Annotated in this window: 20 protein-coding genes; 2 read left to right on the forward strand and 18 right to left on the reverse strand. The window is 70.2% G+C overall.

The genetic code is table 11. The features are described from left to right. Positions 1-59: 59 nt before the first annotated feature. From D7Y15_RS46795 to D7Y15_RS26430, 3 genes are all read right to left on the reverse strand, one after another. Positions 60-572 (reverse strand): hypothetical protein, encoded by a 513-nt coding sequence (locus D7Y15_RS46795; RefSeq protein WP_158629119.1) that lies wholly within the window; start codon positions 570-572, stop codon positions 60-62. Positions 573-1153: 581 nt separating this feature from the next. Next, complete coding sequence (locus D7Y15_RS26425) at positions 1154-1981, reverse strand: alpha/beta hydrolase (RefSeq protein WP_121754310.1); 828 nt, start codon at positions 1979-1981, stop codon at positions 1154-1156. A gap of 38 nt (positions 1982-2019) precedes the next feature. Continuing rightward, on the reverse strand, positions 2020-2736 hold the full coding sequence (locus tag D7Y15_RS26430; protein WP_120580944.1) for a hypothetical protein: 717 nt from the start codon (positions 2734-2736) through the stop codon (positions 2020-2022). 94 nt (positions 2737-2830) lie between these two features. Between D7Y15_RS26430 and D7Y15_RS26435 the strand changes: the two genes are divergently transcribed. Then, entirely contained in the window at positions 2831-3568 is a 738-nt protein-coding gene (locus D7Y15_RS26435; protein ID WP_121754311.1) for a tetratricopeptide repeat protein, read from the forward strand. A 39-nt stretch (positions 3569-3607) separates the two neighbouring features. Here the strand turns inward: D7Y15_RS26435 and D7Y15_RS26440 are convergent, their stop codons facing one another. The 11 genes from D7Y15_RS26440 to D7Y15_RS26490 form a co-directional block, all read right to left on the reverse strand. Next, positions 3608-4792, reverse strand: coding sequence for an MFS transporter (locus tag D7Y15_RS26440; RefSeq protein ID WP_121754312.1), 1185 nt, complete (start codon positions 4790-4792; stop codon positions 3608-3610). A gap of 44 nt (positions 4793-4836) precedes the next feature. Continuing rightward, positions 4837-5298: a carbonic anhydrase gene (locus D7Y15_RS26445; RefSeq protein WP_120578369.1), complete on the reverse strand. Its 462-nt coding sequence runs from the start codon at positions 5296-5298 to the stop codon at positions 4837-4839. Positions 5299-5380: 82 nt separating this feature from the next. After that, positions 5381-6205 carry an aminotransferase class IV gene (locus tag D7Y15_RS26450; protein ID WP_121754313.1) on the reverse strand — a complete coding sequence of 275 codons (825 nt, stop codon included), beginning with the start codon at positions 6203-6205 and terminating at the stop codon, positions 5381-5383. Positions 6206-6207: 2 nt separating this feature from the next. Continuing rightward, positions 6208-6648 (reverse strand): hypothetical protein, encoded by a 441-nt coding sequence (locus D7Y15_RS26455; protein WP_121754314.1) that lies wholly within the window; start codon positions 6646-6648, stop codon positions 6208-6210. A gap of 27 nt (positions 6649-6675) precedes the next feature. Continuing rightward, a complete protein-coding gene (locus D7Y15_RS26460) occupies positions 6676-9093 on the reverse strand; it encodes a PAS domain-containing protein (protein ID WP_121754315.1) in 2418 nt (805 codons plus the stop codon). 205 nt (positions 9094-9298) lie between these two features. Next, entirely contained in the window at positions 9299-12550 is a 3252-nt protein-coding gene (locus D7Y15_RS26465; RefSeq protein WP_120578365.1) for an ATP-binding protein, read from the reverse strand. Between the two features lie 27 nt (positions 12551-12577). Further along, on the reverse strand, positions 12578-13603 hold the full coding sequence (locus tag D7Y15_RS26470) for a hypothetical protein (protein WP_121754325.1): 1026 nt from the start codon (positions 13601-13603) through the stop codon (positions 12578-12580). Next, positions 13584-14795 (reverse strand): endonuclease domain-containing protein, encoded by a 1212-nt coding sequence (locus D7Y15_RS46635; RefSeq protein ID WP_120578364.1) that lies wholly within the window; start codon positions 14793-14795, stop codon positions 13584-13586. The genes D7Y15_RS26470 and D7Y15_RS46635 overlap by 20 nt, the downstream gene beginning before the upstream one ends. A gap of 142 nt (positions 14796-14937) precedes the next feature. Next, the gene (locus D7Y15_RS26480) at positions 14938-16167 is read right to left on the reverse strand and encodes an MFS transporter (protein ID WP_121754316.1); all 1230 of its coding nucleotides are present in this window, start codon (positions 16165-16167) and stop codon (positions 14938-14940) included. Then, positions 16157-17098, reverse strand: a complete 942-nt coding sequence (locus D7Y15_RS26485) for an SDR family oxidoreductase (RefSeq protein WP_120578362.1) — start codon at positions 17096-17098, stop codon at positions 16157-16159. The genes D7Y15_RS26480 and D7Y15_RS26485 overlap by 11 nt, the downstream gene beginning before the upstream one ends. Next, positions 17095-17913, reverse strand: coding sequence for a lysophospholipid acyltransferase family protein (locus D7Y15_RS26490; protein WP_180946054.1), 819 nt, complete (start codon positions 17911-17913; stop codon positions 17095-17097). Before D7Y15_RS26490 ends, D7Y15_RS26485 begins: the two co-directional genes overlap by 4 nt. Before the next feature lie 103 nt (positions 17914-18016). Here D7Y15_RS26490 and D7Y15_RS26495 point away from each other — a divergent pair, with 103 nt between their 5' ends. Beyond that, positions 18017-18634 carry a hypothetical protein gene (locus tag D7Y15_RS26495; RefSeq protein ID WP_120598263.1) on the forward strand — a complete coding sequence of 206 codons (618 nt, stop codon included), beginning with the start codon at positions 18017-18019 and terminating at the stop codon, positions 18632-18634. An 8-nt stretch (positions 18635-18642) separates the two neighbouring features. On the opposite strand, the gene D7Y15_RS26500 is transcribed toward D7Y15_RS26495, so the two are convergent. From D7Y15_RS26500 to D7Y15_RS26515, 4 genes are all read right to left on the reverse strand, one after another. After that, positions 18643-19032, reverse strand: coding sequence for a VOC family protein (locus D7Y15_RS26500; protein ID WP_120578359.1), 390 nt, complete (start codon positions 19030-19032; stop codon positions 18643-18645). A gap of 236 nt (positions 19033-19268) precedes the next feature. Next, positions 19269-19763 carry an SRPBCC family protein gene (locus tag D7Y15_RS26505; protein WP_120578358.1) on the reverse strand — a complete coding sequence of 165 codons (495 nt, stop codon included), beginning with the start codon at positions 19761-19763 and terminating at the stop codon, positions 19269-19271. Continuing rightward, the gene (locus D7Y15_RS26510) at positions 19760-20098 is read right to left on the reverse strand and encodes a helix-turn-helix transcriptional regulator (RefSeq protein WP_120578357.1); all 339 of its coding nucleotides are present in this window, start codon (positions 20096-20098) and stop codon (positions 19760-19762) included. The genes D7Y15_RS26505 and D7Y15_RS26510 overlap by 4 nt, the downstream gene beginning before the upstream one ends. A 53-nt stretch (positions 20099-20151) precedes the next feature. Further along, a complete protein-coding gene (locus tag D7Y15_RS26515) occupies positions 20152-21027 on the reverse strand; it encodes a 4-hydroxy-3-methylbut-2-enyl diphosphate reductase (RefSeq protein WP_121754318.1) in 876 nt (291 codons plus the stop codon). Between the last annotated feature and the right edge of the window lie 87 nt (positions 21028-21114).

The raw sequence follows: 21114 nt of genomic DNA on the forward strand, positions 1-21114 counted from the left end.
AGGCGGACGGCGAAGTCTCCCTCTGGGCCGAGGCTCGCGGCCCGTCGCGCTGAGACGACTCACCCAGCAATCATTCGCCGAACCTCTCCGTCAACGTCGCTCTCGACGGGCTCGGGCGAGGACTTACGGAGAACCTGGGGCTGGCGCTGCATGACGCGAGCAACCCGGATGCCCGGTGGCTTCTGGAGGGCTACTTCAGCCTCAAGCGGCAGGCGCTGGTGGAGCTGCTGGCCGACTGCTGCGCGAGGGCCTCGGACCTCGACTTGGACCGGCTGGGGAGCACGTGCTTCCAGCTCCAGGACGCGGCGCGCTGGGAGTCGGGGGAAACCTGCGCGCAGGCGGAATTCGAGTTGCTGCGGCATGCGGCGCGGGTGGCGGCGCGCCCCGGGCACGTGCTCCTCGTTCAGTCCCTGCAGCGGGCCTTCCTGGGAGGAGCCGCCCAACTGCTGCCGCTCATGGGCGGAGAGGCGCTGCGCGAGTGGGCCATCCGCGTGAGCGAAATCCTGCACGAGCGCGACGTGCAGGCACTTCAGCACGAGCTGCCGGCACTGCTGAAGGCTCGCGATGAGCACGTGCTGAACGCCTTCGCCCCAACCTCCCAGGGGCGCCCATCCTCTCAGGACGACCGCGCCCAGGAGGAAATACCCCCTGCCCCTGCGTCAGCCACCGCGCAGGTCAATGCAGTGGAAGCACGCCCCGGCGTGGAGGCGCGTGGCCTTGACTGTCCCACCCCAGCAGTCGAGAGCAGTGAGGGGCTCGTCCAGGAACACGGCTTCCGCGTGGAGCAAACCAGCGGGCCGCTACTGCCTCCAGCCGCCATCGGGCTCGTACCCTGTGAGCCAGGTGGGGCGTGTGCCGGGGATTCGGTAAGCGCGGCCTTGGGCAAGGTGTCCTGCTGTCGGACAGGTCCTGCCGCCTTGGGCGTGGAGGAGCGACTCTTGCCCGGGACGTCGCCCAGTGGCTCTCGCGGTTTCTCTCAGGGGGCGGTGCACACGGACGCGGGTCCGCTTCACGGTGGCCGGGGTCCCCTGGGCCGGTGGGCTGCTCGCCTCTGGCGATTCATTGCCGTGACCCTGGGGCTGCCTGCTTCGTGAGTGGCGACAGCCCCTGCGTCCTCTGTTGTTCCTGCGGCGACTTGCGTCTGGCTATCTGCTCAAGGGACCGCCTTCGTGGAGGCGGGCGCGAAGGCCTCTCGCAGTACCTTCGCCTCCAGCGAACGGTAGATGTTGGCGTGGAGCAGGTCGGGATGGGGTTCGTACTTCCACTTCAGTCCCGTGGGCGCGTTCGCGCGGAACGCTTCGGCCAGGCGTCCGGCTTCGGCCGCTACGTCGTCGCCGGCGGACGCCATGTACAGCGTGGCCTTCAGGCCCGGCCTTGCCTTGAGCTGGTCTCCGGCCTTGCGTACCCATTCCTCGTTGTTCCACCAGAGGCTGGGGCTCAGCGCGATGGATGTGCCGAACATCCCGGGCTGGAGGAAGAACGTCTCCATGATGAACAGCCCCGCGAGCGACTCGCCGATGATGGCCGTCTCGTCGGTGGCGCGGTACTTGCGGCGGACGTGGGGCATCAGCTCGTCGCGCAGGAAGGCGCGGAACGCCGCCGAGCCACCCACGCGTGGGGCGATCTCCTTGTCCTTCGCGACCTGCGTGGGGCCGGTCATGTCCCGGCGCCGTTCGGTGTTCTCGATGCCTACCAGGATGACGGGCCGCATCTCCCCAGCGCGGATGGCGGTGTCCACCATGGTGGCGACGTGCGGGAAGTCCTCCTGTTCGCCGCCGTCGGGCATGTAGAGGACGGGGTAGCGCACGCCCTTCGCCGCGTCATAGCCGGGCGGCGTGTAGACGTTGATGCGCCGCGTTTCCTGGAGCTTCTTCGACGGCAGCGTGAACGTCGCGTGCGGAGGCATCGGCTCCGTTTCAGCGGCATGGGCCACGCCGCTGACAAGGACGACGGCGAGCAGGAACAGACGGACACACCGCATGGGCTGCCACCTCTGGAAGGGATGAATGCTCGGGTGCTTCAGCGCCGGGACGGCGAACGGGACGACGAGGACGACGACTTCGCCTTGGGCACGCGCCGGGCGACGAAGAGGGTGTGCCGCGGCCCCTTGGTGCCGTGCGCCGTGGGGTGGAGGAGGTTGACGGTGAAGCCCACCTCTTCCAGCAGCTTCACGTACGCGGGCGAGGGCCCGGCGCTCCACACCACCAGCGTTCCGTTGGAGCGCAGGGAGTTGAAGGCGTGCGATACGCCGGTGAGGTCGTAGAGGCTGTCGTTGTCCGGGTGGGTCAGGGCCTTCGGGCCGTTGTCCACGTCGAGCAGGATGGCGTCGAAGGCGCCCTGCTGCCTGCGCATCACCTTGCCCACGTCACCCTCCACCACGGTGACTCGCGGGTCCTCCAGCGGCGCGTTCGCTAGCGACGCGAGCACACCCCGGTTCCACTCCACGACCGGGGACATCAGCTCCGCGACAACGATGCGGGCACCCGGTCCCAGGCGGTCGAGCACCGCGCGGACCGTGAAGCCGAAGCCCAGCCCGCCCACGAGCACCCGGGCGGGCGCGTCCGCCGCGAAGTTCGCGCAGCCGGCGTCGGCCATGGCCATCTCAGAGCCATGCTGGCGGCTGGACATCAACGTCTGGCCGCGCACGCGCAGCACGTACTCTTCGTCCCGCTTGGCGAGCACGACCTCGCCCACGTCCGGCAACTGCGCTCGCTCCACTGTTTCCCAGGGCTTCATGCCAGCGCTCTTCGCGCGACCGGGCCTCCGGGTCAAGTCGCAGCCTTGACACCCCGGGACGTGCCTGCGAAATGCGGACGACCGCCCCCACCCCATGGAACGCAACGGACGACAGGCGTGGCCCCTGGAGCTCTCCGAGCCCTTGCGCGAGGTGGACCGCCTGCGCCGGGGAGGCCGCTACACGTCGGCGCTGGCGCTGGCGCGGACACTGGCGGAGGCGCATCCGACGCAGGTGCGGGTGCTGGTGGAGGTGGGGCTGACGCTGGGGGTGTGGGGTGGCCAGCCGGCGGAGGCGCTGCCCTGGTTCGACCGCGTGCTGGAGCTGGCGCCGGGCCACGTGGCCACGCGCTACCACCGGGCGCTCACGCTCGCTCGGCTGGGCAGGCACGCGGAGGCGGTGGAGGAGTTCGCGCAGGTGGAGGCCGCGGGGTTCCGCAAGGCGCTGGTGCTGCACATGAAGCGCGCGGAGTCGCTCGAAGTGCTGGGGCGGCTGACGGAGGCGGAGGCGGACTGGACGGCGGCCCTGGCGGAGGACCGGGGCAATCCGTGGCTGCTCCAGCAGCGGGCCCGGAGTCGCACCCGCGCGGGGCGGATGGATGCCGCGGAAGCGGACCTCACCGAAGCACTCGCGTCCCAGGTCGGTGACGCGGTGGATCCCGAACTGCTGCACGAGCGGGGCGTGCTCAGGCTTCAGCGTGGCGATGTCACGGGCGCTCGCGCGGACTTCGACGCGGGGCTCCAGGCCTTCCGCGTGGGTGACCCGCCGTCGCTGCTGGACGCGCTTCGACGTGGGCTCCAGAACGCGGCATCCCGTGAGGGCGGGACGCGCTGAGCGCTGCTGTCCTCGCGACTGCCGTGCTGCCTCGGATGGCTACGCGTGCTCGACTTGTGCCGGCGCGGGACGGCCGCCGACACGGTTCGAGACCGCGAAGATCCCAGCTCCGATCAGTGTGAGCGCGACGGCGGCCCAGGCCGGCGCGAGGTATCCATACCCGGCCGCGATGACCACGCCGCCCAGCCATGCTCCCGCGGCGTTGGCGATGTTCAGGGCGGAGTGCGACATCGACGCGGCCAGCGAGGGCGCACCGGGCGAAGCCTCCATGAGCCGCACCTGCACCGCGGGCGCGAGGAACTGCGCCGAGATGCCGATGAGGAACACGAGCGGGACCGCCGCCCAGGGCGATGTCGCCGTGAGCGCGAACAGGGCCATCACCAGCGTCGTCGCGCCAAACCCCACCCACATCGCGAGCGACACCGAATGGTCCGTCAGACGGCCTCCCAGCATCGCCCCCGTCGTCATGCCCACGCCAAAGAGGGCGAGCACCCACGGCAGCGCCGACTCGGGCAGGCCCGACGCGAACGTCAGCGTCGGCGCGATGTAGCTGTAGACCGCGAACAGCCCTCCGAAGCCCACCGCGCCCACCAGCGACGTCCACCACACCTGCGGCTGCTTCAGCGCGGACAACTCCTGACGGATGCTGCTTCCTCCCAGTGACGCCACGTGTGGCACCCACAGCCACAGGGCCGCGAGCGTCACCAGTCCGATGGCACCGACCAGCAGGAACGTGCTTCGCCATCCCAGCTGCTGCCCCAGGAACGTCGCCACCGGGACGCCGATGATGTTGGCGACGGTGAGCCCGGCCATGATCAGCGCCACCGCGCGCCCTTTGCGCCCGGCTCCCAACAGCTCGGCTCCCACGACGGAGGCCACCCCGAAGTAGGCGCCGTGCGGCAGGCCCGCCATGAACCGGGCCACGACGAGCGTGTCGAGGGTCGGTGCCAGCGCCGAGGCCGTGTTGCCCAGGGTGAACGCCACCATCAACAGCAGCAGCAACGCCCGGCGCGACATCCGAGCCGTCACGATGGCGACCAGCGGCGCTCCCACGACCACGCCCAGCGCATAGGCGGCGATGACATGCCCGCTCCGGGGAATCGTCGTCCCCAGCCCGCTCGCGATCTGCGGGAGGATGCCCATGGTGGCGAACTCGGTCGTCCCGATGCCGAAGCCACCCAGGGACAGCGCCAGGAGCGCCCTTCCTACGTCTTGCTGCTTCATGGGGGGCCCCGTATCAGGTCGGCGGACGCCTGTCGCTTCGGGGCTCAACCCTCGCGGGGGATGGGCTCGAACTCGATCGTCTTCCCGTGGGGGCGCACGTAATAGAGGTGGATGCGCAGGTGCGGGTACGCCGTCTGGAGCTCCTTCGCGCCGAAGTGCAGGTCCTTCAGCTGCTGCTCCACGGCGATGTCCGGCCCCAGCGCGCTGTGCTTCGCGTGGTAGTAGCCGCACCCCGCGTGCGCCAGCAGCAGCACGTCCTCGATGTGGTGGCCTTCGATGAGGAAGCGGGCGGCCTTCGTGAAGCCCTCGCTCTCCAGGTAGTCCGACGCCCAGCGGTTGAGGAGCGCGGGGCCTCCAGGAAGGGTGAGCGTGTCGATGCGCGGGTGGCCCAGGTGCCGGGCCAGGTCCTCCACGGCCTCGGTGAAGCGCCCGTCCGAGCAGTACACGGCCAGGGTCTTCGGGTGGACCGCTTCAAAGGGGACGCGGGAGACGAAGGGTGCGGACATGCGCCCCAGGTTAATGGCTCCCGGCCTCCACGAAAGCGCCTTGTGCCCCGCGGCACTCCCGGGGCGCGGGTGGGACATGGACTCAGCCCTCGCGAATGGCCCGGGCCTCGAGCGCGGCACGGGCCCGCTCCGCGAGCCGGAGGCTGTCGGGAAGCTCCCGGCCCAGCAGCCTCGGGACGCCCACGGCCAGCGCCACCGCGTTGCTGTAGAAGCACGCCTGCGCCCGCGACAGGTCCGCGAGCGGCAGCACGCGCTCCACCACCGGCAGGCCCTCCACGGACGCCATGGCCAGCAGCACCGCGCGCGCGATGCCCGGCAGGCACGGCGCGGACAGCGGCGGGGTGACGAGCGCGCCGTCCAGCTGCACGAAGAGGTTGGCCGTGGGCAGCTCGCAGACCTCCGCTGCCTCGTTGGTGAGCACGGGCATCCACGGCAGCAGCGCGTGCTGGCGGAAGTACGCCAGGCCCTTGTGGTTCACCGTGCGCTCCGCGCGCCGGTAGGCCCCGGCCTCCACGCCTTCCAGTTCGCGGCCCTGCCGGTGCAGGGCTTCGAGCTCCGCGGGGAGGGGACGGAAGGTGCACAGCACGTGACCGTCGCTGACCGCGAGCTTGCCCACGCCGGTGAAGCGGGGACCCATCGCCGCATCCGCGGTGAGACAGCGGCGCAGGGCTTCCCGCACGGCGTCCTCGCGGAGGAGCGAGGGCGCCGGAGCGCGCACCGCCGTGGAGAACGCGTCCAGGCTTCCGCGCAGGCGGGACAGGTGCCGTGCGAGGAGCCTCGGCTGCCCGGCGTCGATGCGGAACGTGGTGAAGAAGCCCGCGCCGAAGAAGAAGCCCTGGGAGAAGTCGTGCAGGCGCAGGTCCTCCCAGCGCTGGACGACGCCATCGACGGAGACGGTGGAGAACATGATCAGGCCTGGAGGACGGCGGGCAGGTAGCTGTCGAGCGGTGCCGTGGCGGTGCTCGGGATGCGCAGCTTCACCCGGTCGGGTCCCACGCTGAAGGTGTCCCAGGAGAAGAGGAACAATCGCCGCTCGCGAACGCGGTCATGGACGTCCGCCCAGGGAATGCACAGCGGCGGGTGGCCCAGGCGAAAGAGGAAGAACACCGCGAGGTAGAGCCCCCGCGCGTCGCCGCCCAGGGTGAGGCAGTTGCCGTACGACACCCCGCCCACCTCGCCGGAGACGAAGGAGCTGCACGGAAAGCCTCCGCCCTTGTCCAGACGGTAGTCCCGCGCGAGCCGCCGCCAGCCTCCCATCGCGGCGAGGACGTACGAGACGAGCACGAACATCCCCGGGAACATGAAGAAGAAGAGCCACGGCGGCAGATGAAAAGCGGGCTGCGGGTGCATGGCCTCATTCTAGGCCAGCGCCAGGCTTCACGGGCTGGCTGCGTCGCCGAGCGGGAGGCTCGCGGAGGCCGCCGGGATGCCGGGCAGCGTGAAGAAGAACGCGGCGCCGTGGCCCGGCTGGCTCTCCACCCAGACGCGGCCGCCGTGGGCCTCCACCAGCCCCTTGACGATGGCGAGCCCCAATCCGGCGCCCGCCTTGCGCGTGTGGATGGCCTGCCAGAAGCGGTCGAACACGTGGGGCATCGACTGCGAGTCGATGCCCGGCCCCGAGTCCTTCACGCGGAAGCACACATGGTCCCCCCGGCGCTCGGCCTTCAGGAGGATGTGGCCCCCGGCCGGGGTGAAGCGGATGGCGTTGCCCACCAGGTTCTGGAAGACGCGCATCATGCGTGCCCGGTCCGCGCGCACCTGGGGGAGGTCCGGCTCGGACTCCACTTCGAGCCGCAGCGCCTTGTCCGCCGCCAACAGCTCGTTCAAGGCCTGCACCTGGTGGAGCAGCCGGGGCACGTCCAGCGGCTCCACGTCCAGCACCGTGCGCCCCGACTCCACGCGCGCGACCTCCAGCAGGTCGTCGATGAGCCCCTCCATGTTGCCCACCACGAGGCGGACCTTGCGCAGGGCCTCCGTGGCATGGGCCTCCTGGTGCGTCCGGACCAGGCTGCGCTCCGCGGATTGGGACAGGAGGGTGATGGTGTTCAGCGGCGCGCGCAGGTCATGGGAGACGATGCCCAGCGCCTCGTCCCGCTCGGCGATGGCCTGCTTCGCGGTGCGGTACAGCCGCGCGTTCTCCAGCGCCAGCGCGGTCCGCCGCGCCAGCTCCTCCACGAGCGGAAGGCTCTCCTTCCCGTAACGCAGGCCCGGGTGCGCGGACACCAGCAGCAGCACGCCCAGGGAATGGTCCTGGAGGGCCAGCGGCACGGCCACCGCGGACTCCACTCCGGGGCTGTCCGCGGAGGGCCCCTGCAGGAGCCCCCCCGACCCCGTGCGCAGCGCCTGCGCCACGGTCCGCCCCAACACGGTCTCGGCGCCAGGGGCGCATGCCGCTCGCAGCGCGTCCGCCAGTCCGTGCGTCACGGCGGCGACCTCGGTGGAGGACTCCTCATCCAGACAGCCACTGCGCGTGGAGATGGCGCAGCCGTCCGCGAGCGTGGGCACCGCGAGCGTCACCACGGTGCGGACCACCTCTCCGCAGTCCAGCGAGCGCGTGCTGGCGGCGCCCATGTCGGAGAGGAATCGGCCCCACAATTCGACGCGCCGCTTTTCGGTGATGTCTCGGAAGTAGACGGAGAGCCCCTCCGGGGACGGGTACGCCACGACGCGCAGCCAGCGGCTGTCCACGAGCGAGGGTTGCTCCTCCTCCACGGGGAGCTGCGCCGCCGTCGCCCGGCGCACCAGGGCCGCCATGGCCGAGCCGTGGTCGCTGGAGAAGACCTCCTCCAGCCGCCGACCCAGCAGCACCTCGCGCTTGAGGCCGAAGTGGGTCTCCGCGGGCCGGTTCACATAGGTGAAGCGCCCGTCCCGGTCGAACGCGGCGAAGCCGTCGGTGATGCGATCGAGCACCGCGTTCATCCGCTCGCGGGCGACCTCCGCCTCCTCGCGGGCGGCCTCTTCCCGAACCAGCCGGTTGCGCGCCTCGTCTGCTTCGTAGCGGGCGGTGATGTCCTCGTGGGCCATCACCACGCGCAGCGGGCCCGACCCGACGAAGCGCGTGGCGCGCAGCAGGAACCAGCGCCGCTTGCCGCCTCCAGGCTCGTGGCACGGGTAGTCCAGGAGGAACGACTCGCTGCGGCCCGCGAGGATGTCGCGGATGCCTTGCGCCACGGCGGCGGCTTCCTCGGCGTACTCGCCCCGTGCGTTCTCGGTCACCTCCAGGTAGTTCGCGCCCACGCCGCAGCGGCTGTCCCCGTCCGCGCAGCCGTTGTCGCGCGCGAAGCGCCTCCAGGCGGCGTTGACGGCGATGATGGTGCCCTGTCCATCCAGGATGGCGATGTGCGTGGACAGCGAGTCGAGCGTGGAGCGCAGGAACTTCTCCGACGCATGCAGTGCATGTTCGGCGCGCTTGCGGGGACTGACATCCCGGAAGCAGACCGTGAGGCCTCCCGAGGAGGGGTACGCCCGCACGTCCAGCCAGGCATCGAGGGGTTCGTAGTAGGACTCGAACGCGACATGGACCTGCTCCGCGAGCGCCCGCCGGTACTCCTGCTCGAACAAGGAGCCGCGCGCCTCGGGGAACTCATCCCACACGTCGCGCCCGAGGAGCTCCGCGCGCGGGCGGCGCAGCATCCACTCGCTGCTCGAGTTGAGGTAGGTGAAGCGCCAGGAGCGGTCGAGCGCGAAGACCGCGTCCGAGATGCGCTCCAGGGCATCGAGGGCCTGGATGGATGAGGGAGCCTCTGACGCCGGGCGCTCAAGCGAGGTCCGTTCGTGGCCCTGTCGCACGGCCATTCCTCCACCCCCTCATGAAAGACACTTGAGGGAAGTATGGGAGTTGCTGCCGCGCGAAGCCGCGCGAGGACGGCTCCCCGCTCGTGGGCCAGTCCCATCCCCGGAAGGGGAGCGCCCCCCTGCCCGCGGGCCTGGAAGCCCACGGAGAAGGGGAGCCTGTGTAGCGGACGTCAGGTGTCCTGCTCGCGGGCGTCGCAGGCCGGGCTCACCCCGCGTGGCGGATGCCTTGCTCACCGGAGCGGTGCGCCAGTTGGAGGATCTCCTCCTCCGACAGCTGCTCCGTCTTGATGATGTTCCGGTCCGCCTTGAGCTGTTCCACCTGGCCCTCACGCAGGACGTGGAACTGGCCGGTCTTCTGTGGAGGCAGCCGCACCGAGGGGTCCACGCGCGCTTCCGAGAACATCGGCTTGAGCTTCTTGAGCGCCACCTCTTCCTTCACGCGGCCCGCGAACCAGGCGCGCACGTTGTCGCGGCACTTGTAGTCCAGGTCGCCCGGGCTCTGCGTCGCGAGCATCACGCCGACGCCGGCCGAACGCGCCCGCCGGAGCAGGTTCTCCATGGGCTGCTTCGTGGCGGGGACGCTCATGGCGGGCAGGTAGATGTCCGCCTCGTCGAAGAGCAGCACGGCCTGGAGCTTCGGGGAGGGGTTCTGGCTGGCCCAGCGATTGGCCTCCACCAGCAGCTGTGACACCCAGAACAGCGAACTGTGCAGTCCGCCCAGGAACTTGGTGCTGATGATGGTGAGCCGCGTCTTGCCCGGCACCCTCGCGGTGCCCAGGCCCAGCAGCTCGTTCATGTCGAGCTTCTCGCCGTTGTTGGAGAGCAGGGTCTGCGCGTTGAGTCGCAACGTCGCCAGGTCCTGCGCCAGCTTGGTGAAGACCTTGTCATCCAGCCCATGCGCCTCCTGGACGAGCGCCATGTCCTGCGCGGCGACGAAGCGCTGGATGAGGTCCAGGGTGATCTCCTTGCCGGACGGACGCTGCACCAGCAGCCGCAGCGCCAGGGCCAGCAGGGCCTTCGCGGCCCTGTCCCGGGCACCACTCTTGTACTCCAGCATGGTGGAGAGGGCGTCCGCGGCCTGTTGGAGGATCTGGTCGCGCTCCTCGGGCGAGAGCTTGTCGAGCCCTCGGGGCACCACCGGAATCGACAGCGGGCGTCCGTCCGAGCGGCCCGGCGTGTAGAGCGCTACGTCCACGCGCTCCCGCAGCAGCTTGCGGCGCTCGACCATCATCGGGTCGTCCAATGCCTCCTCCCACGCTGTGTCGTTCGCGTAGGCGGCGAGGTCGCCCTTGCGGTCCACGAGGATGGCGGGGATGCCTTGAATCAACAGCTGCTCGACCAGGTTCAGCGCGAGCGTCGTCTTGCCGCTGCCGGGCCCTCCGAGGAAGGCGCTGTGCTGCTTCAGTTCATCCGGCTGGATGTAGACGGTGTTGGAGAAGACGCCTTCGGAGACACCCACGCGCATCTGGCCCTTGGGGCCTTCGTCGTTCTTCGACCTGCTGACAGGGGCGGGGGACTTGTCCGGCTTGACCGGCAGAATCTGGCTGGCCGGCGTCACCTCCCACTCGGTCTCGCCGTCGGACACGGCGGATTCACTCACGGCGGCGGGCTTGACCACCACGGGCGAAGGAGGCGTGACGGCGGCGGGAGCGTGCTTCTCCAGCGCCAGCAGGTCCGTGATGCCCTGGAGCCGTGTCACCGGGCGGGCCACGCGGCTCCACCCGAGGAACACGGACTCCACCTGCTGCTTGCGGAAGGCCTGCAACGCGAGCAGCTCCCGCAGGTCGCTGGGGGCCACCACCGCGCGCCGACCGCCCTTGCGCTGGAGCACGGCGGTCTGCTCCGCGACCATCGTGCCCAGGCTGCCGGGGAACTCCGTGGTGCGCACCAGCACGGGCAGCTTCCTGGCCGCGGTCCTGATGGCCTGGGTCATCTGCTTGCCCAGGGAGCCTCCCTTGGGCGTGTTGTTGCAGAGCGCGACATGCAGTTGTGCGTCGCCGGGCTGGGCCGTGACGTCGAGCGAGTCCCCTTCATCGCGGGCCTTCACCTTGAAGCGGTTCGGGTCGCCCAGTTCCTCAGCGCTCGCCTTGATGCCCCAGGCGAGCAACGCGGTGATGTCCGCGTCTCCTTCCGGCACCCTTGCCTTGAAGTTGGCCTTGAAGTCCGTCCAGGCCTGGTCCAGGTCCGGCGCCGGAGGCTCCTTGGGGGAGACGGTGACTCCCGTCGTGGGCGTCTGCTGCTTCTTCTCCGGCAGGGGGAACGCCGCTGGCAGCTTGCCGTCCTGGAGGGCCTGTTCCCGGTAGCGGTGGCAGGCGTTCAGGATGTCTCGCGTCCGCTGTCCGCTCAGCAGTTCGAAGCCCTGGGCCGGAATGGGGTAGGTGGGCTGGGCCGGGTTGAAGGCGATGCCCTGCTGTTCGTACAGGGACTTCAACCGGCGGGCCGCGATGTCGCGCCCTGTCTGCGCGGTGACGTTGAACTCCAGGTCCACGGGTTCGGGGTTGCGCTCGATGCGGTCGAGCATCGCGCGGTTGAGGTGCGAACGCGTCGCGACCCAGAAGTCGGAGAGGCAGCAGACCACCACGATGGCCGAGGGCACCTGGGCCGCCAGCGCCACCAGCGTGCTCATCGCGCGGCGGAAGGAGGGCTCCATCTGGGGCTTCTTCTCGAAGTCGAGCATGTCCTCCACCTGGTCGACGCAGAGGACCATCGCCTTGCCGAAGATGCCCATGAGCTGACCCAACTGGATGAGCATCCGGCTGGGGGACTCCTCGGTGTTGCGAGGCACCAGGTTTCCGATGATGGCCCGGTCCTCCGGTGACATCTCCTCGCAGCGCAGCCACTGGACGATGCGGTGGTGGAAGCGGGCCTCGCGGCGCTGGAGGCAGAGCAGGGCGCGCAGGAGGTTGACGTCGATGTTGCGGAACGCAGGGTCCGCGTGCAGGTCGTCCGCGACCGCGCGGATGTTGCCGTGCAACTCCTCGTCGTCCAGCACGTCCTCGTCCGGGATGTGGGCCGCGAAGATGTTCGTGCAACGCTTCAGCACGGCCTCGGACAACAGCATCAGCCCCGTGTCCTCGACGTGTCCGTGGTCGTACGGCTTCTCCAGTGAGTCGATGACTTCCGACAGGATGTAACGGTCGTAGTGCGTCACATCGACGGTCATGGGCAGATAGCCGACGTAGCCCTTGCCGCTCTCATGCACGCTGTTGCGGAAGGCGCGCACCAGGTGCGTCTTGCCGCTGCCGGAGTCCCCCTTCAAGAGGAGGATCCTCCCGTCCTCCGGCGGCGTCTGCGCGGTGGCGCGCTTCACGAGCCGCTCGAACGCCGCGCGCGCGGGCGCATTGATGGAGGGCACGTCGAACGGATCCCGCTTCCACAGCGTCTGCCCCTGCTGGACGCTGTTGAAGATCTCGGGGCCATCGGACAGGAACGCTTTCAGACGGGCGTCATTGGACATGGGGAGGCTCCTGAGAAAGGGTTCCGCTTAGAGGACGACGAAGTGGAAGCTGGCGCCGGCGGCACGCACTTCGGATTCAGTGATGTCCCGGGGGTTCATGGCCGCCAGCAGGTCCGCCCGGCCCAGGGACAGCTGATGCGCGCGGTTGGCCGCGAGCAGCGCCTCGTTGAACGCCGGGCGGTCCGCCCACTCCGGCTGCAGCGCCTTCCACACGTGGGAGATGAAGACCTTGTTGTCACCGAAGCGTCCCGTAGGGGGCACGGCTCCCGCCGCGTCCAGCACCCGCCGGGCGAAAGACACCGTGTCCGTCGTGGGCGGCGTCTTGGGGGCAACCTTCACGGCAGCCTCCATGAGTTTCGGCTTGAGCGCGGAAACCTTGTCCGCCTCCGCCAGCACCCACTCCCGCATCGCCGCCATCCGCACCACCTCCGCGTCCACTCGCGGCGCTCCCACCGCGCGGGCGGCCAGTTGCTCCAAGCCGCGCTTCGGGTCGCGGACCTCCTGGCCCAGCAGCTTGCCCAACAGGTGCGCCTGCACCGCGCGCAGCGTGAACGCCTCGTCCGTCTCCACCCCCAGCTGCCGCCACAGCAGCCGATCGCGCACCTGCGCCAGCGTCGGCGTCTCCGGCCCCTCCAGCTTGTGCGCCCGCTTGAGCACCAACGCCCGCACGCCGTCCGCGTCCGATAAGCGCCCCAGCGCGGACTTGGAACCCGGCAGGCCCAGCCCCTTCGCCAGCAGGTGCTGCTGCTTCACGCGCTTCCACGTGAGCCCCTTGGGGGAATCCACCCGCAGGAACTTCAACGCCCGCTGACGGCCCGCCCCCGTCAACGCCAGCCCCGAACGGCCCCGGGCCTCCACGAGCTTGTCTTCCAGCAGCTCCGTCAGCAGCGCGTCGAACCGGCCGGTCCATTCGCCCCGGCTCCAGCGGTGCTCCACGAACGCGTGCAGCGTCTTCGTCAGCTCGTTGCGCGTGCCGGCCTTCTTCTCCGAGCGCGTCGCCAACCAGGCCAATGCCAGGCCCTGAAGCCGGGTGTCAGGAGTGTCGGTGTCCATGTCGTGGCTCCCGCCCGCCGGGCTCGCGCCCGCGGGCTTCAATCAACGTGTCGAGGGTGTGGAGGATGTGTTCCAACTGGGACAGCACGTCCGTCGCGAGCAGCCGGTACACCCAGTAGCCCTCGCGCTGCAGGTCCAGGTCCTTGCGCCGGTCGCGGCGGAACCGCTCCGGATCCTGGAAGTGGTGGTAGCCGTCGATCTCCACCGCGATGCGCAGCGAGCGGCACAGCAGGTCCACCTCCCAGCTGCGCTTGTCCTCGGGGTGCAGCCGGGTGTTGAGCTCGAAGAGGCCCGCCGTGCTCCGGTGCTCCTCCAGCCGGTCGCGCAGGTACGCCTCCGCCTTGCTCCGCGCCCGGTCCGCGCCCGCGGCGCCCGCGCCCGTCAGCACCGCCAGCGCCACCTCGGCGGCGCTCACCCGCTGCTGCTCGGGCGCGCCCGTGCGCTCCAGCTTCCGGAGCGTCGCCACCGCGCTCGCGGTCTCCGAGGGCTCCGCCGGCACCTCCACCACGCCCTCGCGCACCAGCGCCTTCAGCCGCGTCTCCCCGCCCGCCAGGAACGCCCCCAGCGCCTCGCTGGACACCACGCACGCCACCGCGAGCGCCGGCACCGCGCTGCTCAACACCCCCGCCACCTGGAGCCCGCGGTACGATGGCGCCTCCCCCACCGCCATTCGTACCGCCGGCGCCTGCCCGGGCGGCACCAGCGCGTGCACCGCACGCAGCCCCGCGCCCAGGTTCCTCGCGAGCGCCGTGCGCACGGCGTTCGGGAGCGCTCCGGGCTCCACCGCCTCACGGCCAATCACCAGCTCCCGGCACAGCGCCCACGTGGCGTCCGCCAGCATCGCGGGCGGCGGCAGCGCCTCCAGCAGCACGCGCCGCTCATGTGCTGTCTTTCCCTGGAACCGCGGCGTATGTCTGGGATTCGCCGCCGTCAGGCTGAACGTCGCCAGCGCCTCCGCGTCCGCCCCCAGGTCCCGGGTCGCCGCCAGCGCTCGTGCCCAATCCAGTGCCGCCTCGTGCGGGTCCTCCCCGGAGACCTCCACCACCGTCAGCCCGTGCCTCGCGGCCCACTGGCTCCAGAGCGTCCCTCCCAGGGCCTCCGGTCCCTCCAACACGCTCAGGGTCGCGATGCCTTCCGCCCGGCGCCGGGCCTGGCGGTCCAATGCATCCAGCAGCGCGACTTCACCCGCCAATGGCAAGCACTACCCCCCGGGAGTGATGGCTTCACCGCCCCTCGTGAGCAAAAGACTGCTCCCACGGGTTGGGTGAAGACAAGCCCCCCAAAGGAGGTATGGCATTCCGGGAAGGAAGAGACCCGGGTGGGTCTGAAAGGCTTTACCGCCCTGCGTCGTCGCCGGTTTCCCGATGGAGAAGCAGTCCCAATCCGGCCGCCGCGAGCGCTGAAACCATGCCCGTCAGGAAGGGGGCCTGGGTGCTCCATGACGCATACATCCAGCCGCTCGCCACCGGACCCACCGTGCGGGCCAGTCCACCGCACGACTGCGCCAGACCCAGCACGGCGCCCTGCTGCGACGGCGGGGCGACCTGGGAGGCCTGGCTTGAAATCAACGGCTGCAGGAAGCCCATCCCCACGCCCACCAGCACCACGGAGAGCATCATCGGAATCGCCTGCCACGACACCGCGAGCCCCGCCATCCCGCCCGCGAGCAGGAGCGCTCCGCAGATGAGCAGCCGGAACTCACCCGCCGCGCGAGACAGCGGGCCAATCAGCCCGCCCTGGATGACCATGCCCAGGCCACCCACCACCGCGAAGGTGTAGCCCACCTCCTTGGAGCCCCAGCCCAGCCGCGCCTGCACCAGCAGCGCGAACGCCACCTGGAGCGTGGTCATGGACAGGAACACCGCGAAGAACAAACCCAGCACCATCCCCAATGCCTTGCGCCGGGACGGGTCCTGCAACGCGGACCAGCGCGTCTGGGATTTCGCCGCCACGCGCTTCTCCACCGGGTGCGTCTCCGGCATCGCGAAGAACGCGGCCACGAAGCCCACCAGCGCCAGGCCTCCCGCGAGCAGCGGCGGCACCCACGGGCCCAGGCCGGAGAACAGGCCGCCCAGCGTGGGTCCCAGCACCATGCCCAGGCCAATGCCCGCGCCAATGCGGCCCATGGCCCGGGCGCGCGTCTCCTTCGTCGTCACGTCCGCGAGCGCCGCCTGACACGCGGCGATGTTGCCGGACGTCGCCCCCGCCAGGATGCGCGACGCGAACAGCAGCGGCAGCATCAGCTGGTGGCTGGCCAACGCGAACAGCGCCATGGCCACCGCGTTCGCCAGCAGGCTCAGCAGGATGACCGCCCGCCGCCCGTGCCGGTCCGAATAGCGACCGAGCAGCGGCGTGGCGAGCAACTGCGTGAAGCTGAAGCACCCCAGCAGGATGCCCACCGTGCGCGCCGAGCCGCCCATGGACTGCACGTAGAAGGGCAGCATCGGGATGACGATGCCGAAGCCCACCAGGTCCAGGAACACGGTGAAGAACACCACCGCCTCCACCCGGCGCAGCAGGCCCGGAGTGGCGGCGGACGAGGCACCCACGCTGTCAGCCACCATTGCCCGCCCGGTCCACCGGCAGCGCGTCCGCGTAGGCGCGCAGGATGCGGCCCTCGTCGTAGGCGGCCTGGAAGCCCGTGGCCTCCAGGAAGCGCTTGTTGTCCACCACGATGGGGTAGCGCAGGTGGTCCGTGGCCCCCACGGACAGCCGGGGGAAGCCCGCGCGCCCCATCAGCACGGAGAACAGCGGCGAGGGCAGCGGCACCGGCGTGCGGCCCGTGCCCTTGATGATGACGGACAGCGGCACCGGCGCGGGCCCCGCCACGTTGAAGATGCCGCGCACCTGCTTCTCCAGCGCCAATTGCAGCGCCGTCACCACGTCCTCCTCCTGGAGCACGTGGAAGAGCGGGTCGTAGCCCAGCACCATGGGCACGCGCTTGCCGCGCAGCAGGTTCGCGAGCGTGCCCGTGCCCGGCGTGCCCAGCGTGTAGACAAGCCGCAGCACCGCGGTGGTGACGTCCGGCATGCGCCACAGCGCCGTGGCCGCGTACAGGTCCGCGGCCACCAGGTCCGCCAGCTCCGGGATGGCCTCCAGCGCGCGAGGGGGCTCGTCCTCGGAGTGGTACAGCGGCGAGTCCGGCGCCGCGCCGTAGAACGTGTGGCGCCCCACGAAGAGCACCTGCTTCACCCCGTGCGCCGCGCAGTGGTCGAACAGCGCCTTGGTGCCGTCCAGGTTGATGCGGCCGCGCTCGTGGCCCTGCACGGTGAACGCCGTCACCGTGGCCATGTGAATCACGGCCTCCGGCTTCCAGCGCCGGAAGAGGTCCTCGGCGGCGCGCTTGCGGATGTCCACCGGGTGGACCTCGATGCCCTTGGGCGCGTCCCTCCACGGGCGGATGTCGATGCCCGCGACTTCATGGCCGCTGTCGCGCAGCTTGAGCGCCAGCCTCCGCGCGATGCCGCCGGAGATGCCCGCAATCAACACCCTCATGGCAACAGCCTCCGGGCCCGGCGCAGGTTGCGCTCGGCGCGGTTGTCTTCGATGAGCCGCTGGATGCTCGCCTTCACCTGGTCCACGTAGCCCTGGATGACGTGGTCCTCTTCGTCGCCCGTGCCTTCGAAGACGAGCGGCTCGCCGTAATGGATTTCCAGGCCAATGGGCAGGGGCAGCGGCAGCAGGTACGGCGTCAGCGGCACGTACGGGACGCCCAAGAGCTTGCCCAGCGCGTACGCGTTGGTGACCGTGGGGATGGCCGCGCCGCCGCCCAGGAAGGCGAAGGGGATGATGGGCGAGCGCGTCTGGAGCGCCAGCCGGATGAACCCGGTGCCGAAGTCCACCAGCGAGTAGCGGTCCGGGTAGAGCTTCGCGGTGCCGCGGGCGCCCTCCGGGAAGATCATCAGCAGCCGGTCGTCCTCCAGGAGGCGCACGGCGTGCTCGGGCAGGCCGGTGAACTGGCCGGTGCGGCTGGCCCACAGCGAGGCCACGGGGAACTTGTGGATGAAGCGCTCCACCATGCCCTGCGCGAGCCGGGGCGGGTCCATCTCCAGCATCGTGGAGGTGAGCACCATCATCCCGTCCACCGCGACGCCGCCGGAGTGGTTGCCCACCAGCATGCCGCGTCCCTTCTTCGGGATGTGCTGCACGCCGGTGCAACGCACCCGGAAGTAGTTCCGGTAGAGGAAGGCGAAGAACTCCAGCGCCAGCTTCAGGTGCTTCTTGGAGATGCCGTAGGGGTCGACACCGTATTCGTTGAAGGGCAGCTCCAACCGCTCCACCCGCTCTGACAGGGACTCGCTCTGGGGCACGGGGCGCACCGTAGCACCGCGCGGATGCTTTGCACGGGGGGCCCGCGTCCCCCATTGTGCACCCGACGGGTGCCCCGGCCGGGCCCCCAGGGAGTGACGCGAGATGGCGGGGCAGCCGTGGACGGAGATGCTGGACGGGGTGGTCGCGTGGGCCAGGGCCCTGCCGGCGGGGCTGTCCAACCAGGTGGCGGTGGACGTGAGCGGCCGGCGGGTGCGCCTGTCGCACGCGCGGGTGGAGGCGCTGTCGCGGGGCGTGCTGGGCCGCGTGAAGGGGCTCACCCTGCGCTCCTGGGACATCACTCCGTCCGTGTACGACCTGCGGCTGGACGTGCGGGGCTGGAAGCTGCGGGTGGAGACCACCCCCCAGCGCGTGGAGCTGGCCGGGGGGCGCTACACGCTGTGGCTGGCCACGCCCGGCCGGGTGGAGCTGGAGGAGTCCCCCGGCGCGTCATCGCTGCTGATGGGCGCGCTGCGCACGGGGGCCGGGAAGGCCGCGCTCCAGGCCCTGGCGCGCAAGCTGTTGCCGCCGGGACTGGCCTGGGACGGACAGGTGCTCCGGGTGGAGGGGGCGCTGCCGAAGGAGGGCGCGCTGGCGGCCCGCCTCTTCGAGTCCTCCTCCCTGCGGATGACCGCGGAGCACGCGCCGGAGGGCCTGTGGCTGTCCGCGGAGGAGTGGCCGGGGCTCTTGGACCTGCTCCAGGCCGCGCTGGGCCCGGGGTAGGGCGCGCTTCAGCGGCCCTCGCCGTCCCACACGTTGGCGCGGCCCGCCAGGGGACCGCGCTGCGGACGGACGATGCAGAAGCGCTGGCCGGTGGGGGCCTCCATCACCCACCAGCGCTGCACGTAGGCGACGCGCTTCGCGCCCAGGGCCTCCAGCCGCTCCAGCTCCGCGTCCAGGTCATCCGACTCGATGTCCAGGTGGATGCGGCTCTCGTGCTCCACCTGCTGGAGGAGCAGCATGGGCTCGGTGTCCTTCGCCTCCAGCTCGCGGTAGGTGGGCGAGTCCGGATCCACCGGCTTCACCGCCCGCCCCAGCGCCGCGCTCCAGAACCGTGTGGCGGCGTCGAAGTCCTCGACCTTGCAGTCGATGACGAACGTGCTGAGTCGGCTGTGATGCATGGCTCGCTCCTGATGGGCCGGGCAGGGGGGAAGCCCGTTGAGGGGGAGCCAGGGATACACCGAAAAGCGGGTGGACGGTACGACGGATTGAAGGGTGGGAGGGATGTGCGGCGCGCACCACTCCGCGCCGCCGGAGCATCCGGCAGCGGACCTTTGCGTGTGCGGAATCCGACGGAGCTCCTGCTGGACCCAGGGGGAGCGGGAGGCCCGGAGCCTCCCGCCTTTGGGGCCCTGCCTCAGTTGGGCCGCGCGAGCAGCTTGTCCAGCGCCGCGTAGCTCTCGTTGAGGCCCTGCTCCATGCCGGAGCCGACCATGCCCTGGAGGTCCTCCACGGTGTGGAACAGGGAGATGTTGACGAGCTTGGTGCGGCCGTCGCCCAGGTCCTCCAGCGTCATCGTCTCCACGGTCACGTGGCCCGGCATGCCGTCCCACTCGAAGGTCTGCTCGATGCGCTCCATGGGCTTCACCTCGCGGTAGCGGCCCTCGAAGCCGTGGGTGCCTTCAGGCGTGTGTTCGACGAAGCGCCAGTGGCCGCCGCGCTGGACGTCCATGCGCTCGACGACCACCTTGTTGCCCCGGCCCCACCACTGGGAGACGAGCGCGGGGTCGGTCATCGCCTTCCACACCCGCTCGCGGGGCGCGTTGAAGATGCGTTCGATGCGCAGCTCCCGCTCCGCGGTCTGGGTGACGATGGCCTTGTTGGGGGATGCACTCGCGACTTGGGTCGTCATGGCGTTCCTTTCGTGCGCTCGAGGAAGTCCTCGAGGTTGTCCAGGCGCTGCTCCAGCATGGTCCGGTAGGTGGCCATCCACTTCGCCACGTCCTCCAGTCGCTTCGGCCCGAGCTTGCATTGGCGGACCCGTCCGACCTTCTCCGTCGTGACGAGCCCCGCCTCCTCCAGGATGCGCACGTGCTTCTGGAAGCCCGTGAGCGTCATCTCGAAGTGTTCGGACAGGCTGCCGATGGACGTGCCGGTCCCTCCCCCCAGTCGCAGGAGGATGGCCCGGCGCGTCGGGTCTGACAGCGCCGCGAACGTACGGTCGAGGGCGGCTTGAGACTGAACCATTTGGTTCAGTGTTAAGGCCTGACGCTCCAAACGTCAAGGCCCCCGGTGCCTGGCTACTTGCGCTTCTTGGACATGGAGCGGACGAAGATGGAGTCGATGCCGTGGATGCGCATGGAGACGAAGTCATCCGCGGTGGCGTTCTCGTAGCCCGCGTCGCGCATCTCCTTCACGAACGCGGGCGTGACGCCGTGGATGCGCATGGCCACCAGGTCATCCGCGCCCAGGTCCTTGAAGCCCAGGCCTCGCATCTCGCGGACGAAGTCCGGTGTCACGCCGTGGATGCTCATGGCCAGGAGTGAGTCGAGGGGCAGGCCCTTGAATCCCATCGCCGCGAGGCCCTGGATGCGCTCCGGCGTGACGTTGTGGATGCGGCAGCTCACCAGTTGCTCGATGGTCAGCTTCGGGTAGCCCTCGGCCGCCATCGCACGGACGTATTCCGGGGTGACGTTGAAGATGCCCACCTGGACCAGCTCATCCACGGTGATGACTTTCTGGCCCACCGCCGCGAGCGCCTGGACGCGCTGCGGGCCGACGTTCACGCTGGCCAGCAGGAATTGCTCATCCGCGTCCGGCTTGGGAATGCCCAGCTCCGACAGCTTCTTCGTGAAGCTTGCGTCCGGGGTGAAGCGCCAGGTGCCCACACCCTGACCGTCCTTGAATCGGCCCTCGAAGTCGAACGTCCCTGCTTCACGCACCAGCTTGAAGGGGGCGCTGCTTCCTTCCGCCGTGGACAGTCCCTGGAAGTCGGCGAGTGGCGCGGAGAAGCCGTGGTGCGAATCAGGACGGTCCTTGGGCTGCAATGACAGCTGCAACTGCTGCTCCTTCACGTACGCGCCCCACGTGCCGGTGCGCTGGGCCTCGGCGGCGAGGACGGGGAGGGTGAGGAGCATCACGACCAGGGTGAGCCACGGAGACAGGCGCGACGTCATGACGGCGACTCCTTTTCGGGCAAGGCGCGGCCCTTCCGCGCGCTCGGGAGGGAGCGCGCGGTGGGGCCGCTTGGGAGAGGAAGGGAG

The sequence above is a fragment of the Corallococcus sp. AB030 genome, assembly GCF_003668965.1.
GTDB classification, from domain to species: domain Bacteria; phylum Myxococcota; class Myxococcia; order Myxococcales; family Myxococcaceae; genus Corallococcus; species Corallococcus exiguus.

Excerpts from the sequence above, each read along its gene's own strand:
- D7Y15_RS26425 (WP_121754310.1), bottom strand. The coding sequence starts at position 1,981 with ATGCGGTGTGTCCGTCTGTTCCTGCTCGCCGTCGTCCTTGTCAGCGGC.
- D7Y15_RS26430 (WP_120580944.1), bottom strand. The coding sequence starts at position 2,736 with ATGAAGCCCTGGGAAACAGTGGAGCGAGCGCAGTTGCCGGACGTGGGC.
- D7Y15_RS26435 (WP_121754311.1), top strand. The coding sequence starts at position 2,831 with ATGGAACGCAACGGACGACAGGCGTGGCCCCTGGAGCTCTCCGAGCCC.
- D7Y15_RS26440 (WP_121754312.1), bottom strand. The coding sequence starts at position 4,792 with ATGAAGCAGCAAGACGTAGGAAGGGCGCTCCTGGCGCTGTCCCTGGGT.
- D7Y15_RS26445 (WP_120578369.1), bottom strand. The coding sequence starts at position 5,298 with ATGTCCGCACCCTTCGTCTCCCGCGTCCCCTTTGAAGCGGTCCACCCG.
- D7Y15_RS26450 (WP_121754313.1), bottom strand. The coding sequence starts at position 6,205 with ATGTTCTCCACCGTCTCCGTCGATGGCGTCGTCCAGCGCTGGGAGGAC.
- D7Y15_RS26455 (WP_121754314.1), bottom strand. The coding sequence starts at position 6,648 with ATGCACCCGCAGCCCGCTTTTCATCTGCCGCCGTGGCTCTTCTTCTTC.
- D7Y15_RS26460 (WP_121754315.1), bottom strand. The coding sequence starts at position 9,093 with ATGGCCGTGCGACAGGGCCACGAACGGACCTCGCTTGAGCGCCCGGCG.
- D7Y15_RS26465 (WP_120578365.1), bottom strand. The coding sequence starts at position 12,550 with ATGTCCAATGACGCCCGTCTGAAAGCGTTCCTGTCCGATGGCCCCGAG.
- D7Y15_RS26470 (WP_121754325.1), bottom strand. The coding sequence starts at position 13,603 with ATGGACACCGACACTCCTGACACCCGGCTTCAGGGCCTGGCATTGGCC.
- D7Y15_RS26480 (WP_121754316.1), bottom strand. The coding sequence starts at position 16,167 with ATGGTGGCTGACAGCGTGGGTGCCTCGTCCGCCGCCACTCCGGGCCTG.
- D7Y15_RS26485 (WP_120578362.1), bottom strand. The coding sequence starts at position 17,098 with ATGAGGGTGTTGATTGCGGGCATCTCCGGCGGCATCGCGCGGAGGCTG.
- D7Y15_RS26495 (WP_120598263.1), top strand. The coding sequence starts at position 18,017 with ATGGCGGGGCAGCCGTGGACGGAGATGCTGGACGGGGTGGTCGCGTGG.
- D7Y15_RS26500 (WP_120578359.1), bottom strand. The coding sequence starts at position 19,032 with ATGCATCACAGCCGACTCAGCACGTTCGTCATCGACTGCAAGGTCGAG.
- D7Y15_RS26505 (WP_120578358.1), bottom strand. The coding sequence starts at position 19,763 with ATGACGACCCAAGTCGCGAGTGCATCCCCCAACAAGGCCATCGTCACC.
- D7Y15_RS26510 (WP_120578357.1), bottom strand. The coding sequence starts at position 20,098 with ATGGTTCAGTCTCAAGCCGCCCTCGACCGTACGTTCGCGGCGCTGTCA.
- D7Y15_RS26515 (WP_121754318.1), bottom strand. The coding sequence starts at position 21,027 with ATGACGTCGCGCCTGTCTCCGTGGCTCACCCTGGTCGTGATGCTCCTC.